Genomic DNA, 14,181 nt, shown 5'->3' on the forward strand with positions numbered 1-14,181 from the left:
CTCTCCAATAAAGTTAGTTTGTCTAGCATCTAAAATAAAAATTGACGTTTCACGTTGTTTGTTTCGTTTAGTTTTCAAAGTTCAATATCGCGTTTCAGCGACTTTTATAATTTAACATTTCGCGTTAAATCTGTCAACAACTTTTTTCTTTCGTTCCTGACGACGCTTATTAATTTACCATATTAATCATTTAATAGTCAACACTTTTAAAAAAAATGCCAAAATAATTTTATCTTGGCATGATATAAAGCTTAATAATCACTAATGCTGCCACACCTGGTAGGCCTAATAAACTCGTTATTGCTGCTGTACCCATGTTAATTGGGATATGAAAATCAAAATATGTCCCTACAACATTTACGATAAAAAGCAATGCTATTCCTAAAGTAACATGAAAAATCACCTTACCTATAAAACGTAATGGCTTAGAGACGACACCAAAAACAAGAAAAATAAATACTAAAGTAAGAATGCCAACAATAATAATTGTAGAATTCATTTTTTCCTCCTTATGAATGACCTATACATCTATTTGTATGGGACAAGACAATAAAAAAGAACAGGTATCATAAGCGGCATCTCTTTCATATAAACTAAATAAAACAATACCTCAGCATTAAAAAAACAAAATAAAAAGGCCTGCTTAGAAAGCAGAACCTTTTACCATTGTTCCATTTTTACAGGACGACGCTTTGCTTCTTTCAACAAAAAGAAATATTTCGCCTCTGCTATTTTCAAAGAACAAATGACATCTTGAGACGGTTCTACACTTTGTTCGACCATTCTCTTCTGACGTAACCACTCATTCTTCACTTTTTCCAAAAGTACAATTAACTTATCGTCATACTCTTTACGCAATTTACCCTTTTTTTGAAAGAACATTTTTGTTTCTCCTCTTATACTTCTCTGCGCCCTTCTAACGCTTTGGATAATGTCACTTCATCTGCATATTCTAAATCTCCACCAACTGGCAGACCATGTGCAATACGAGTTACTTTAATGCCTGTAGGTTTTAAGAGGCGGGAGATATACATCGCTGTAGCTTCCCCTTCAATATTAGGGTTTGTTGCTAATATCACTTCTTGTACCGTTTCATCATGTAGTCGCTTTAAGAGTTGCGGGATATTAATGTCTTCCGGTCCAATTCCCTCCATAGGAGAAATCGCACCACGTAACACATGATATACACCTTGATACTCTTTCATTTTTTCCATCGCGATTACATCTTTCGGTTCTTGCACGACACAAACAACTGATTGATCTCGATGTGAATCATTACAAATATAACAAGGATCACGATCAGTAATATGTCCGCATACAGAACAGTACGCTAAATCTCGCTTCGCATTTACAAGTGCTTTCGCGAAACCTAACACATCATCTTCTTTCATATCTAATACGAAAAATGCCAATCGAACCGCTGTTTTCGGTCCGATACCTGGCAACTTCATAAAACTATCGATTAGTTTTGATATTGGTTCTGGATAATGCATGTATCAATATCCTCCTAGAACATTCCACCTGGTAAGTTTAAGCCTTTTGTAAATTTACCCATTGTAGAGTTTGAAAGCTCATCAGCCTTTTTAAGTGCATCATTTGTTGCAGCTAATACTAAGTCTTGTAACATTTCGATATCTTCTGGATCTACAACTTCCTCTTTAATCTTCACTTCAAGAATTTGCTTGTGACCATTTGCAATAACTGTAATCATTCCGCCGCCAGCTGTACCTTCAACTGTTTTTTCACCAAGCTCTTCTTGTGCTTTCGCCATGTCCTTTTGCATCTTTTGCATTTGTTTCATCATGTTATTCATATTTCCCATTCCGCCACGCATCATAATTAATTCCTCCTAATTATTATTACTCTTTTATTTCAATGAGTTCTTGCCCTACTAACTTCACTGCCTCTTCTATAAGAGGGTCTTCCTTTTTCTCCGGGCTTTCTTCAGACTCTCCACCTTCACGTTGTAAAAAGTCTTCACGGATTTTACCCCATTCACTTTTTGGAATAGCAATCATATTTAACCTTTTACTTAGCAATTCAAATAAAGCTTGTTCTACTGTATCCATAGCTTCTCGATTTTCGCTCGCCATCTTACAGTGAATCTCATATTGAAATGCTAAAACGTAAGTGTCATCTGAAGCTGCCACTGGTTCACTATTTTCAAGTAAAACGGCAAACGCTACTTTGTTATATGATTTGAGTCTTCCTAACAACTCACCCCATACAGCTTTTAATTGTTCTAAATCTTGACGCTTCGCTTGTTTTAATACTTCATTTACACGTCCGACAGGAATTTTCATACTTCCTGTTCGTACCGGTTTTGGTGTTGCACGTGTCTCTCTTACTTCCTGTTGTACACCAGCTGGCACACCGTTCTTTTTGACTTGCTCTAACTCTTTCTCCAGTTGCTGCATCCTGTTCATAATTGCTTGCAAACGATCTGTACCATTTGCTTGCATCATAAACTGTTGACACAATTGCACCATAACAACTTCTAAGAAAATACGCGGATGATTTGTCCACTTCATTTCCTGTTGTCCCTTACTAAGGGTATGAATAATCTCGTAGATCACTTCCGGTTGCATTTCTTCACTCAACTTACGGAATTGATCATCTACAATTACTCGTTCCAACATATGTTCTAGTTGTGGTGAAGTTTGATATAAAAGCATATCACGATAATAGTAAATGAAATCCTCCATAAAACGAACTGGATCCTTCCCTTTACTCATCATTTCATCTATGATTTGCAATGCTCTTGATACATCATTTTCACGTATGCACTCTACTAAATTGCCTAAGTATTGCTGAGAAACAGATCCTGTTACGGCCAATACATCTTCTGTCGTAACAATCTCATCACTATAAGATATAGCCTGATCAATAAGACTAAGCGCGTCACGCATACCACCTTCGGCAGCACGCGCAACAATTTGTAATGCTTCACCTTCCACTTGCGTACCTTCATTTGTCACGACCGTTGATAATCTCTCAACAATATCATTCACTGATATTTTTCGGAATTCAAAGCGCTGACAACGTGAAATGATTGTAGGTGGGATCTTATGAGGTTCTGTTGTCGCCAAAATAAAGATAACATGTCCTGGCGGCTCTTCTAAGGTTTTTAAAAGCGCATTGAATGCACCCATAGAAAGCATGTGAACTTCATCAATAATGTATACTTTATATTCTACAGCACTTGGAGCGTATTTTACTTTATCTCTAATATCTCGAATTTCATCTACACCGTTATTTGAAGCCGCATCAATTTCTAATACATCTGAAATGGATCCTTGTGTGATTCCTAAACAAGAAGGACATTCATTACAAGGTTCAGCTACCGGAGCATGTTCACAGTTAATTGCTTTTGCAAATACTTTTGCAATTGTCGTTTTTCCTGTTCCCCTCGGGCCAGAAAATAAATAAGCATGTGAAACTTTCTCTTGAAGAAGGGCATTTTGCAACGTTTTTGTCACGTGCTTTTGACCGACTACATCTTCGAACTTTTGCGGTCTCCATGTTCGGTATAACGCTTGGTATGACACGAAAATACGGCCTCCCTCAAAGGTTATTATCTCATTTATTATAACCCATTCTGTTTATAGATTCCAAAAGTTATTTTCTATACAAAAAACTCACCTTTGTATTAAGGTGAGTTTTGTATACATATATAACTGCCGTGCACCCTCCGTCGATTACGTACCATAAGCGTTACTCAAGCAGTTAGCTCGGTTCAGGCACTCCTGCGGCACACGAGAAGACCCGCTTATTGCTGCTTCCTTCCGGACCTGACAAGGTTCACGGGGTCCCGTTGCGCAGGACCCAAACGTCAACACCACTTACTTAAGGCAGACCTTACAGCAACATAACCTCGAGAGGGGATTCGGCCTCGCTAGAGCGGATTGCGAGTATAGGGCACCGCTACCTCCCCGCTTAGCACGGCAAAGTTAAAACCAATATTCGGTTGCCTTCATTAAAGGCATTATCAGTATAACTTGTTTCTTTAGAAAATGCAAATACGTTAGTTCCCAGTATTCTTCTCTAATTTTTTTATTGCTTTTCTTTTTTTACGAAGCTCTCTAAAAAAGTTTGTTAACAACGTACCGCATTCTTCCTCTAGTACACCAGATACTACTTCACATTGATGATTGAAGCGTTCATCCGTTAAAAGATTCATCAATGTCCCTGCACATCCGCCCTTCGGATCACTTGCACCATATACAACTCGCTTCACTCGTGATAAAACAATTCCACCCGCACACATTGGACAAGGTTCTAATGTTACATACAATGTTGCATCTTCTAAACGCCATGTCCCTAATTTTTTACATGCATCATCTATCGCTAGCAACTCAGCATGAGCTATTGATCTTTGCTCAGTTTCCCTTAAATTATGGGCAACACTAATTACCTCACCATCTAACACTATAACTGCTCCAATTGGTACTTCCTGTATTTCCTCTGCCTTTTTAGCTTCTTCTATCGCTAATTGCATAAAATAAATATCTTGATCTTGTTCCATAACATAGTCCTTTCATTACAAATAAAGTACACTTATTTCCATTTACTACACAGGGGATAACTTTTACAAATTCAATCCACCCTAAAAGAAAAAAGAGAGGGGATTACATATGAAAAATACCGCCTTGCTCATTATCGATATGATTAATGACTTTCAATTTTCCCACGGACCCATTCTAGCTAAAAAATGCGAAACTATAACAAACCCTATTTTACAATTAAAGAAAAAAATGAAATCCTTCGGCTATCCTATAATTTACGTTAATGACCATTATCAACTTTGGAGATCTGATATCGACCAACTTATTACTCATTGCACAAATAAATATAGCGAAAATATAATCCATAAGATTGCTCCAAGTTTTGATGAGTACATTTTTATTAAACCACATTATTCCGCTTTTTATGAAACACCTTTAAATTCATTACTAGGTTATTTAAAAATAGAAAATCTAATATTAACAGGGGTTGCCGGAAATATATGTATCCTATTTACAGCTAATGATGCTCATATGAGAAATTATAAATTGTATGTACCACAGGATTGTATCGCCTCTAACAACGACCAAGATAATATACATGCTTTAAAAATAATGGAAACTACATTGAAAGCAAATATAACATCATCAACCAAAATAAAATTTAATTAATACATATATCTATTTTCTAACTTTTTATATCAAATTAACCCGCTCGCTTCCCTCTTGTGCTACAATAATTCTGTTTTGTGTTTTTAGTAGTCACGGTAAATCACTGATTGAAAGGAGGAAACAGCGTGACCGGAGTACCATTTATCACGGTTGAAGGACCAATTGGTGTTGGAAAAACTTCACTTGCGAAGGAAATTTCAACTCACATGCAACTCCACTTACTAAAAGAGATTGTTGATGAAAATCCCTTTTTAGGAAAGTTCTATGAAGACATCGACGAATGGAGTTTTCAAACAGAGATGTTCTTTCTTTGTAATAGATACAAACAATTAGAAGACATTAACATAAAGTACTTGAATCAAAGGAAACCAGTAGTAGCGGATTACCATATCTTTAAAAATTTAATTTTTGCATCCCGCACATTAAAAGACTCTCAATATGACAAATACATGCAAATTTATCGTATCCTTACACAAGATATGCCTGTGCCAAATGTCATTATTTATTTAACAGCTAGCCTAGAAACATTGCAAAAACGAATCGCCATGCGCGGAAGAGAATTTGAAAAAAACATGGATCCAAATTACTTACTACAGCTCACAAAAGATTATGAAACAGCAATGGATGCTTTTAAAAAAGATCATCCGGAAATACCAGTATTGAAATTTAATGGCGACGATATGGATTTTGTAAAAAATCCTGATGATTTAAACGTTATCCTATCTGCCCTTCAAAATACTCTCTTAAAGGAGTCGAAATAATAATGAATTTAAGGCAAAAATATGATATACCCAATGACGCGGTAATCACTATCGCCGGAACAGTAGGTGTGGGTAAATCAACTATGACAACTGCATTAGCTAATGCTTTAGGTTATCGCACATCATTTGAAAAAGTAGATTCCAATCCATATTTGGACAAGTTCTATGCGGACTTCACTCGCTGGAGCTTCCACCTACAAGTGTACTTTTTAGCAGAACGATTTAAGGAACAAAAAAGAATTTTTGAATATGGTGGCGGTTTTGTTCAAGATCGTTCCATTTACGAAGACACTGGAATTTTCGCAAAGATGCATCATGAAAAAGGAACAATGACAGAAACTGATTATGAAACATACAAAGGTTTATTTGACGCTATGGTCATGACTCCTTACTTCCCTCATCCAGACTTATTAATTTACTTAGAAGGTTCTTTCGATGATATTGTCGATCGTATTCAAGAACGCGGGCGCCCAATGGAACAGCAAACACCAATTGAGTACTGGAAAGAAATGCATGGACGTTATGAAAACTGGATTAACAACTTTAATTCATGCCCTGTATTACGCTTAAATATTAATGAGTACGATATTTTAAAAGATGGTGATTCAATCGAACCAATCATAAAAAAAATTGGCCATTTTTTAAAACAAACACGTAAACTTGTAAAATAAAAAACCCGTGCATATGCACGGGTTTTCCTATTAAATTACTTCTTCTTTGTTGGAGCAATAATTTCACTCTCAGGTTTTCCTGCGTTAATGCGCTGACGAACAGTACTTGTACTAATATCGTATGCTTCAGCAATCTCTTTAACAGTCATTTCTTTCCCGTTAATTACTGCCGTTAATACTTTACCTGTACGTTTTGGAGCTGCTTCTTTCTTTACAGCTGCTTTTTTAACTTGTTTTGGCGCCTCTACTTTACTCGTAGCTGGTTTTACATCACAAGTACAACCACAAAGTTTACGGAATGTATCATCACTAATAATGCGTGATACGTTTGCACCACTGTTTAAAATTCTATTGTTCTTACAGACAGGACATTGTACATAATATAAAGTTTTTCCATCTAAAGGAAACGTTTGTATAATAAGATCCATGTTGACTCCTTTCATATCTATGAAGATAATCATCGGAATATGAGTGTGTAATAAGGACAAAATTACCTTACACCATACTTTATGATTGGTTTTAAAATAAAAACTCGTTACGTGTTGGTAACGAGTTCTCCAATCTCCACTTATATGCGCTGTTGTCAATTATATCTGGAGGAGGTAGAGGGATTCGAACCCCCGCGCGACTCTCGCCGCCTGTCGGTTTTCAAGACCGATCCCTTCAGCCAGACTTGGGTATACCTCCATATTGACATCAAATATAATATCAAAAGAAAAACAGTTAGTCAACCCTACTAAAATAAATTATGAGGAAAGGAAAATTTTACTTTCCCCTTCCTACATTACAGTACTGACAACGCTCATAATTACCAATCACTCATACCGATGAATGTTTAAATTTACTTAATAACTGTTTTTCCTCCCATATAAGGGCGAAGAACTTCTGGAATTATAATTGTACCATCTTCTTGTTGGTAGTTCTCTAAAATAGCTGCAACCGTACGTCCAATTGCAAGACCAGATCCATTTAATGTATGAACATGTTCTGGTTTTCCATTTGGTTCACGGCGGAAACGGATATTTGCACGTCTCGCTTGGAAAGCTTCAAAATTACTACAAGAAGAAATTTCACGATATGTGCCATAGCTTGGAATCCATACTTCAATATCGTATTTCTTCGCTGCTGTAAATCCTAAATCGCCTGTGCACATGCTCATAACGCGATATGGCAACTCTAATAATTGTAACACGCGTTCTGCATCATTTGTTAACTTTTCTAACTCTTCATAAGAATCTTCTGGTTTTACGAACTTCACAAGCTCTACTTTATTGAACTGATGCTGGCGAATTAAACCACGTGTATCACGCCCAGCTGAACCTGCTTCAGAACGGAAGCAAGAGCTAAATGCAGCATATCTTATAGGCAATTGCTCTTTATTTAAAATCTCATCACGATGCATATTCGTTACAGGTACTTCAGCTGTTGGAATTAAGAAGTAATCTTCACTTTCAATACGGAATGCATCTTCTTCAAACTTTGGAAGTTGTCCTGTTCCTGTCATACTTGCACGGTTTACCATATATGGAGGTAATACTTCTTCATATCCATGCTCATCAGTATGAAGATCAAGCATAAAGCTAATTAAAGCACGCTCTAATCTTGCACCAGCACCTTTGTAAAATACGAAGCGGCTTCCTGTTACTTTCCCAGCGCGTTCAAAATCTAAAATTCCTAAATCAGTAGCAAGATCCCAATGTGGTTTTGGCTCATAAGTAAATTCTTTCACTTCTCCCCAAGTACGTGCTACTACATTATCATCCTCTGTTTCACCAACTGGAGCAGATTCATGAGGGATATTTGGAATAGATAACATTAATCTTTCTAAGTCTTCTTCAACTGTACGAAGTTCGTTATCAAGATCCTTTACTTTTTCTCCAACTTCACGCATTTCTAAAATTAGAGCTTCTGCATCTTTCTTTTCGCGCTTTAATACAGAAATTTGTTGAGATACTTCGTTACGTTTACTTTTTAATTCTTCTGTCTGAACAAGTAGTTCTCTTCTTCTCGTATCAAGTTCTTCAAAACGTCCGAAATCAGTTAAATCTTCGCCTCTATGCTGTAATTTCGCTTTTACTTCTTCAAAGTTTGTACGTAAAAATTTAATATCAAGCATTATATACTCCTCCTTTTATTTTATAAAACACAAAAAACTCCCGTCCCTATATAAAGGGACGGGAGTTAACCCGCGTTGCCACCCTAGTTGAAAGCATTACCGCTTTCCTCTCAAGTAGAAATAACGGCTCTTCACCGGGAATGCTTACTAATCCAAAAGATATTCCACATTCCATTCCAGGATGGATTCACAAACTGTTTCTATCGATTTCCACCAACCATCGACTCTCTATAAGAAACGACATTTGTTACTATTTCCTATCAACACGCTTATTTTATAAAATTGTTACCATCAATTTACTATAATCTTATACAAGTTGCAAGTTACTTATACAACCTTTTTCATTTTCGCTTCTTTTACCATTTCAACAAAGTATGCTGTCACACGATGATCATCTGTTAATTCCGGATGGAATGAAGCTGCTAAAAACTGATCTTGTCTTACCGCTACCATTCGGTCACCATGCTTAGAAAGCACTTCAACATTATCAGCTACTTCTACAACATACGGCGCACGGATAAATACACCAACGAAGTCTTCACCCACACCTTCAATTGAAAGCGCAGCTTCAAAACTATCCTTTTGGCGTCCGAACGCATTGCGCTCAACTGTAATATCCATAGCACCAATATGTGCTTCTTCATAGCCAATAAGTGTTTTCGCAAGAAGAATCATCCCTGCACATGTACCAAACATTGGTTTACCAGACTTTGCAAATGTACGAAGTGGTTCCATGAAAGCATACTTATCAATAAGACGGCGCATTGTTGTACTTTCACCGCCCGGTAAAATAAGACCATCAATCTCTTCAAGTTGCTCTATACGCTTTACAACAACAGCTTCTGCACCACTTGCTTCAACTGATTTTACATGCTCACGAACTGCACCTTGAAGACCTAGTACACCGATTTTCACCATTTTAAAGTTCTCCTTTAATTACCATCCACGCTCTTGCATGCGTTGTTCTGGTAATAACGTTGAAATTTCGACACCCTTCATTGCATTACCTAATCCTTTAGAAAGGCTTGCAATTAGTTCGTAATCTTCATAATGAGTCGTTGCTTCAACGATTGCACGTGCAAATTTCTCTGGGTTTTCTGATTTGAAGATACCAGATCCAACAAATACCCCATCAGCACCAAGTTGCATCATTAATGCTGCATCTGCTGGTGTTGCTACACCACCTGCCGCAAAGTTTACAACTGGTAAGCGACCAAGACGTTTAATTTCAAGTAATACTTCGTAAGGAGCGCCAGTATTTTTTGCATATGTCATTAACTCATCTTCACGTAGACTCGCAACTTGACGGATTTCTGCATTGACTTGGCGCATATGACGCACTGCCTCTACAATGTTTCCTGTTCCTGGTTCACCTTTTGTACGAAGCATAGATGCACCTTCTGCAATACGACGTGCAGCTTCTCCGATATCACGGCAACCACATACAAATGGAACTGTGTAATCACGTTTATTTAAATGGTATACTTCATCAGCAGGAGTTAATACTTCACTCTCATCGATATAGTCTACCCCTAATGATTCTAATACACGTGCTTCTACAAGGTGACCGATACGGCATTTTGCCATAACCGGAATTGACACCGCACCCATAACTTCTTCAACAATTGTTGGGTCTGCCATACGAGAAACGCCACCTGCTGCACGAATATCTGCTGGTACACGCTCTAATGCCATAACGGCAACTGCGCCTGCCTCTTCTGCAATTTTTGCTTGTTCAGCGTTAACTACGTCCATAATAACGCCGCCTTTTTGCATTTCTGCCATTCCACGTTTTACACGTTCTGTCCCTGTTACATTTGTCATGTACAAAAACCCCCCTAGGTGAATTGCTTTCCCCCGTTAAAGGCGAAAATTAAGAATACTCTTACATTCTACCACTAACTATCAGATGCTTGTCTACTACTTTTTCATAAAGTCGGTATGAAAAATAGGAATAAAAAAAAGCTCCTATCGTGAGGAGCTTTTAAAACCAACCTTTTACTGTATCAACAGCACTATTCCACATACCACTAAAGAATGAACCAATTCCGCGCATAGCACGAGTAAACCAGTTTGCTTCTTCTACTTCAGATGTCGTTACAAGATCCACTTGCAGTGACTTACCAGTTAAAAATCCAGGGTCGTTTGTATCTTTTGGCGTAATTACCATTTGACCAAGCGCAGCTCCCTTTTTAATAGGTGCTTCTTGTCCCTTACTTGATTCTTTTAATTCTGTTTTATAAACATCTTTACTTCCTTTTGGCACTGGAAGTGAAATAGCTTGTTTCGTTTGAACTGCTACATCTTTATCTTTCGCATTTTCTACTCGTACTGTTTCTTGTCCTTTTACTGAAGAACCTTTTTTATACATTTGTTTCACTTCAAAGTTAGCAAATCCATAATCATATAGCTTCTTTGTTTCATCAAAACGTGCTGTATGAGAACTTGTTTTAATAACTACAGAAATAAAACGCATTCCGTTTCTTTCAACCGTACCAGTGAAGCAATCTCCTGCTTCTGGAGTTGAGCCTGTTTTTAAGCCATCTACACCATCATATTCTTTAACTAAGCCCTTTAACATCCAGTTCCAGTTCGACATTCCAAACTTCTCTTTTTCTGGACGGAATTCTTTTTTAGGGATTTTTGCTGTATCTAACACTTTTGGATAATCTTTAATTAAATGTTGTGCTAAAGTTGCAACATCCTTTGCAGACATTTTATTTTCTTCATCCGCTGTTGTTCCTTCAGGATGCATTCCCTTTAAATCTTTATTCGTTAAACCTGTAGAATTGACAAATTTATAATTTTTCAACCCTAGTTCTTTCGATTTATCATTCATCATTTTTACGAAGTCTACTTCTTTACCTGCAATTGCTTCTGCTAATGCAATTGTTGCACCATTTGCAGAAAAGATTGCCATTGCCTCGTATAACTCTTTTACTGTATAAGAGCCACCATTTTCTAATGCAACATTTGATAATGAAGCATCTTGTGAAACCTTATATGCATATTCAGAAACCTTAATTTTCTGGTCCCACTTAAGTTTTCCTTTATCCACTGCTTCGTGAACTAAATATTCACTCATCATCTTTGTCATACTAGCAATGGATAATAATTCATCTGCATTCTTTTGATATAAAATTTTCCCAGAATTCGCTTCTACTAAAATTGCCGCACCTGCTTCAATGTTTAAAGCGGCTCCTGTTTCAGCTGATGCATTGCTATATGGCATAAAGATGCTACAAGCTAGTGTAAGCACTGTTACCAAAGCAATGAATCTTTTGCAAAACATACCTTTCACTTTTGCTACCCCCAATATCTATGTACTCACATAACCGTTATTCTAACATAATCAAAAAAAAATAGACAGAGATATCAAATCTCTGTCTATTTGTATATAAGACATTATAACGAGTAGTTTGGAGCCTCTTTTGTAATTTGTACGTGATGAGGATGACTTTCACGTAAGCCGGCACCTGACATACGAATGAATTGTGCATTTTCGCGTAAGAATTCTAAATCCTGTGCTCCGCAATATCCCATACCTGCACGTAAGCCACCAACTAATTGGTGAACTGTATCTGCTAAAGGTCCTTTATATGGCACTCGTCCTTCAATACCTTCTGGGACAAGTTTTTTATTGCCTTCTTGGAAGTAACGATCTTTACTTCCTTTTTCCATCGCACCGACAGAACCCATACCACGATACACTTTAAATTGACGACCTTGGTAAATTTCAGTTTCTCCAGGACTTTCTGCAACACCTGCAAACATGCTACCTAGCATAACAACATGTGCTCCTGCCGCTAATGCTTTCACCATATCACCAGAGTACTTAATACCGCCATCAGCAATAACTGGAATACCGTGTTTGCGAGCTTCTGTTGCACAATCATAAACTGCAGTTAATTGTGGTACACCAACACCGGCTACAACGCGTGTTGTACAAATAGAACCTGGTCCAATACCAACTTTAACTACGTTTGCACCAGCTTCAATTAATGCTTTCGTTGCTTCAGCAGTAGCAACATTTCCAGCGATAATATTTAGTGATGGGTATTTAGCACGAACTTCTTTTACCTTATCAATAACACCTTTAGAATGCCCATGTGCTGTATCAAGTACAATTGCATCTACACTAGCTTTTACTAATGCATCAATGCGAAGCATAGCATCCGCTGTTACACCAACTGCTGCTCCAACTAATAAGCGTCCTTGCTTATCCTTAGCAGAGTTTGGGAATTCAATTACTTTTTCAATGTCTTTTATTGTAATAAGCCCTTGTAATACACCGTTATTATCAACAAGAGGGAGTTTTTCAATTTTATACTTTTGTAGGATCTTTTCAGCTTCTTCCAGTGTAGTACCAACTGGAGCTGTAATTAATTGTTCTTTTGTCATTACGTCAGAAATTTTGATTGAGTAGTCTTGGATGAAGCGCATATCACGGTTTGTAATAATACCAACTAACTTTCGCTCATCTAAATTATTTACAACCGGTACACCTGAGATACGATATTTTCCCATAAGATGTTCTGCATCATATACTTGATGTTCTGGAGTTAAGAAGAAAGGATCTGAAATAACGCCGCTTTCAGAGCGCTTTACTTTATCAACTTGCTCTGCTTGTTGCTCAATAGACATATTCTTATGAATAATTCCTAAACCACCTTGGCGAGCCATTGCAATAGCCATGTCAGCTTCTGTTACTGTATCCATTCCTGCACTAATTAACGGGATGTTTAGCTGTAAGCTTTCAGATAAAACTGTTTTAACACTTACTTCTCTTGGTAATATATCTGACCTAGCTGGTACAAGTAATACATCATCAAAAGTCAAACCTTCTTTAACAAATTTAGATTCCCACATAATTGTTCCCCCTATGATACCAGAAATTATTATTAGTAGCTTATCAATTGGTTAAAATACTGTCAAGGACGTATATATATGTTAGAATTTTTAGACAATAAAAGGAGCGTAATATATGCATCAAACATCTTGTACTTGGCAGCAGTTAAGTTTCTTTTTTTCATCTCAAAATGTACAACGTTATCTTGCCCGTTGTTATGAAAAATCCTCTATTCAGGATGCAGAAAAAAAAAGTTTTGAAAATTGTTATCCCTTTATTTATTACTTAGAACACGGGAAAAATTATTATGAATTATATAAGACAGCTCCATTTTCCATTCAACCAATGTTGTTATTTTATGGAATTAGCCAACTGTTTAAAGCATGCCTACTAACTATTGACCCTAACTATCCTGAATCCACTACTGTTTTAGCTCATGGTGTTACAACTCGCAAACGAAAAAAACAAGGGTATCAATTTTTAGAAGATGAGGTGAAGGTACCATGCCCATCAACTTAAGAGTGAGCACAACCTGAGCTTTCGACTCATCGGATCAAAACATTCCTAAAATAAAAGCATACTCTTAAAAATAAGCATCTCAAATAAACCC

General features: G+C 37.0%; 15 protein-coding genes, 1 tRNA gene, 1 other RNA gene, 1 pseudogene and 1 other annotated feature. Of the genes and pseudogenes, 4 read left to right on the plus strand and 14 right to left on the minus strand.

Annotated features, from left to right (window positions below; genetic code table 11):
- Nucleotides 1-229: 229 nt before the first annotated feature.
- The 7 genes from MR168_RS28545 to tadA all read right to left on the minus strand — a co-directional run bounded on the left by MR168_RS28545 (nt 230) and on the right by tadA (nt 4,525).
- Nucleotides 230-499: a pro-sigmaK processing inhibitor BofA family protein gene (locus MR168_RS28545; RefSeq protein ID WP_001089276.1), complete on the minus strand. Its 270-nt coding sequence runs from the start codon at nt 497-499 to the stop codon at nt 230-232.
- Nucleotides 500-660: 161 nt separating this feature from the next.
- Complete coding sequence (locus MR168_RS28550; RefSeq protein ID WP_000466019.1) at nt 661-882, minus strand: YaaL family protein; 222 nt, start codon at nt 880-882, stop codon at nt 661-663.
- A gap of 14 nt (nt 883-896) precedes the next feature.
- A complete protein-coding gene (gene recR / locus MR168_RS28555) occupies nt 897-1,493 on the minus strand; it encodes a recombination protein RecR (RefSeq protein WP_000559169.1) in 597 nt (198 codons plus the stop codon).
- Nucleotides 1,494-1,507: 14 nt separating this feature from the next.
- Nucleotides 1,508-1,834 carry a YbaB/EbfC family nucleoid-associated protein gene (locus tag MR168_RS28560; RefSeq protein ID WP_014894853.1) on the minus strand — a complete coding sequence of 109 codons (327 nt, stop codon included), beginning with the start codon at nt 1,832-1,834 and terminating at the stop codon, nt 1,508-1,510.
- A 25-nt stretch (nt 1,835-1,859) separates the two neighbouring features.
- Nucleotides 1,860-3,548 (minus strand): DNA polymerase III subunit gamma/tau, encoded by a 1,689-nt coding sequence (gene dnaX, locus MR168_RS28565; RefSeq protein WP_000121587.1) that lies wholly within the window; start codon nt 3,546-3,548, stop codon nt 1,860-1,862.
- A gap of 132 nt (nt 3,549-3,680) precedes the next feature.
- An RNA gene (gene ffs / locus MR168_RS28570) (signal recognition particle sRNA large type) lies at nt 3,681-3,945 on the minus strand.
- A gap of 79 nt (nt 3,946-4,024) precedes the next feature.
- Nucleotides 4,025-4,525, minus strand: coding sequence for a tRNA adenosine(34) deaminase TadA (tadA, locus tag MR168_RS28575; protein WP_000434329.1), 501 nt, complete (start codon nt 4,523-4,525; stop codon nt 4,025-4,027).
- Nucleotides 4,526-4,634: 109 nt separating this feature from the next.
- On the opposite strand from tadA, the gene MR168_RS28580 reads away from it, so the two are divergent.
- From MR168_RS28580 to MR168_RS28590, 3 genes are all read left to right on the plus strand, one after another.
- On the plus strand, nt 4,635-5,174 hold the full coding sequence (locus MR168_RS28580) for a cysteine hydrolase family protein (protein WP_006917832.1): 540 nt from the start codon (nt 4,635-4,637) through the stop codon (nt 5,172-5,174).
- Nucleotides 5,175-5,299: 125 nt separating this feature from the next.
- A complete protein-coding gene (locus MR168_RS28585; protein ID WP_086412204.1) occupies nt 5,300-5,935 on the plus strand; it encodes a deoxynucleoside kinase in 636 nt (211 codons plus the stop codon).
- A gap of 2 nt (nt 5,936-5,937) precedes the next feature.
- The gene (locus MR168_RS28590) at nt 5,938-6,606 is read left to right on the plus strand and encodes a deoxynucleoside kinase (RefSeq protein ID WP_001053585.1); all 669 of its coding nucleotides are present in this window, start codon (nt 5,938-5,940) and stop codon (nt 6,604-6,606) included.
- 35 nt (nt 6,607-6,641) lie between these two features.
- On the opposite strand, the gene MR168_RS28595 is transcribed toward MR168_RS28590, so the two are convergent.
- The 7 genes from MR168_RS28595 to guaB all read right to left on the minus strand — a co-directional run bounded on the left by MR168_RS28595 (nt 6,642) and on the right by guaB (nt 13,591).
- A complete protein-coding gene (locus MR168_RS28595) occupies nt 6,642-7,034 on the minus strand; it encodes a sigma factor-like helix-turn-helix DNA-binding protein (RefSeq protein WP_000364193.1) in 393 nt (130 codons plus the stop codon).
- A gap of 166 nt (nt 7,035-7,200) precedes the next feature.
- A tRNA-Ser gene (locus MR168_RS28600) sits at nt 7,201-7,293 on the minus strand.
- 154 nt (nt 7,294-7,447) lie between these two features.
- Nucleotides 7,448-8,722: a serine--tRNA ligase gene (gene serS / locus MR168_RS28605; protein WP_000884187.1), complete on the minus strand. Its 1,275-nt coding sequence runs from the start codon at nt 8,720-8,722 to the stop codon at nt 7,448-7,450.
- 51 nt (nt 8,723-8,773) lie between these two features.
- Nucleotides 8,774-8,995: a binding site (T-box leader), on the minus strand.
- Between the two features lie 54 nt (nt 8,996-9,049).
- Entirely contained in the window at nt 9,050-9,640 is a 591-nt protein-coding gene (gene pdxT / locus MR168_RS28610) for a pyridoxal 5'-phosphate synthase glutaminase subunit PdxT (protein ID WP_000238785.1), read from the minus strand.
- A gap of 18 nt (nt 9,641-9,658) precedes the next feature.
- Nucleotides 9,659-10,546, minus strand: a complete 888-nt coding sequence (gene pdxS / locus MR168_RS28615; RefSeq protein WP_000186165.1) for a pyridoxal 5'-phosphate synthase lyase subunit PdxS — start codon at nt 10,544-10,546, stop codon at nt 9,659-9,661.
- Between the two features lie 160 nt (nt 10,547-10,706).
- Entirely contained in the window at nt 10,707-12,014 is a 1,308-nt protein-coding gene (gene dacA, locus MR168_RS28620; RefSeq protein WP_124749816.1) for a D-alanyl-D-alanine carboxypeptidase DacA, read from the minus strand.
- 113 nt (nt 12,015-12,127) lie between these two features.
- On the minus strand, nt 12,128-13,591 hold the full coding sequence (gene guaB, locus MR168_RS28625) for an IMP dehydrogenase (protein WP_000264088.1): 1,464 nt from the start codon (nt 13,589-13,591) through the stop codon (nt 12,128-12,130).
- A gap of 115 nt (nt 13,592-13,706) precedes the next feature.
- On the opposite strand from guaB, the pseudogene MR168_RS28630 reads away from it, so the two are divergent.
- Nucleotides 13,707-14,072, plus strand: a pseudogene (locus tag MR168_RS28630) (YaaC family protein); the annotation flags it as partial.
- Nucleotides 14,073-14,181: the final 109 nt, after the last annotated feature.

The sequence above is a fragment of the Bacillus cereus group sp. BfR-BA-01356 genome, assembly GCF_022663635.1.
In the GTDB taxonomy this organism is placed as follows: domain Bacteria; phylum Bacillota; class Bacilli; order Bacillales; family Bacillaceae_G; genus Bacillus_A; species Bacillus_A cereus.

Bases quoted from the DNA above. Each gene is read 5' to 3' on its own strand.
- MR168_RS28545 (WP_001089276.1), bottom strand. From the start codon at position 499: ATGAATTCTACAATTATTATTGTTGGCATTCTTACTTTAGTATTTATT.
- MR168_RS28550 (WP_000466019.1), bottom strand. From the start codon at position 882: ATGTTCTTTCAAAAAAAGGGTAAATTGCGTAAAGAGTATGACGATAAG.
- recR (WP_000559169.1), bottom strand. From the start codon at position 1,493: ATGCATTATCCAGAACCAATATCAAAACTAATCGATAGTTTTATGAAG.
- MR168_RS28560 (WP_014894853.1), bottom strand. From the start codon at position 1,834: ATGCGTGGCGGAATGGGAAATATGAATAACATGATGAAACAAATGCAA.
- tadA (WP_000434329.1), bottom strand. From the start codon at position 4,525: ATGGAACAAGATCAAGATATTTATTTTATGCAATTAGCGATAGAAGAA.
- MR168_RS28580 (WP_006917832.1), top strand. From the start codon at position 4,635: ATGAAAAATACCGCCTTGCTCATTATCGATATGATTAATGACTTTCAA.
- MR168_RS28590 (WP_001053585.1), top strand. From the start codon at position 5,938: ATGAATTTAAGGCAAAAATATGATATACCCAATGACGCGGTAATCACT.
- MR168_RS28595 (WP_000364193.1), bottom strand. From the start codon at position 7,034: ATGGATCTTATTATACAAACGTTTCCTTTAGATGGAAAAACTTTATAT.
- serS (WP_000884187.1), bottom strand. From the start codon at position 8,722: ATGCTTGATATTAAATTTTTACGTACAAACTTTGAAGAAGTAAAAGCG.
- pdxT (WP_000238785.1), bottom strand. From the start codon at position 9,640: ATGGTGAAAATCGGTGTACTAGGTCTTCAAGGTGCAGTTCGTGAGCAT.
- pdxS (WP_000186165.1), bottom strand. From the start codon at position 10,546: ATGACAAATGTAACAGGGACAGAACGTGTAAAACGTGGAATGGCAGAA.
- dacA (WP_124749816.1), bottom strand. From the start codon at position 12,014: ATGTTTTGCAAAAGATTCATTGCTTTGGTAACAGTGCTTACACTAGCT.
- guaB (WP_000264088.1), bottom strand. From the start codon at position 13,591: ATGTGGGAATCTAAATTTGTTAAAGAAGGTTTGACTTTTGATGATGTA.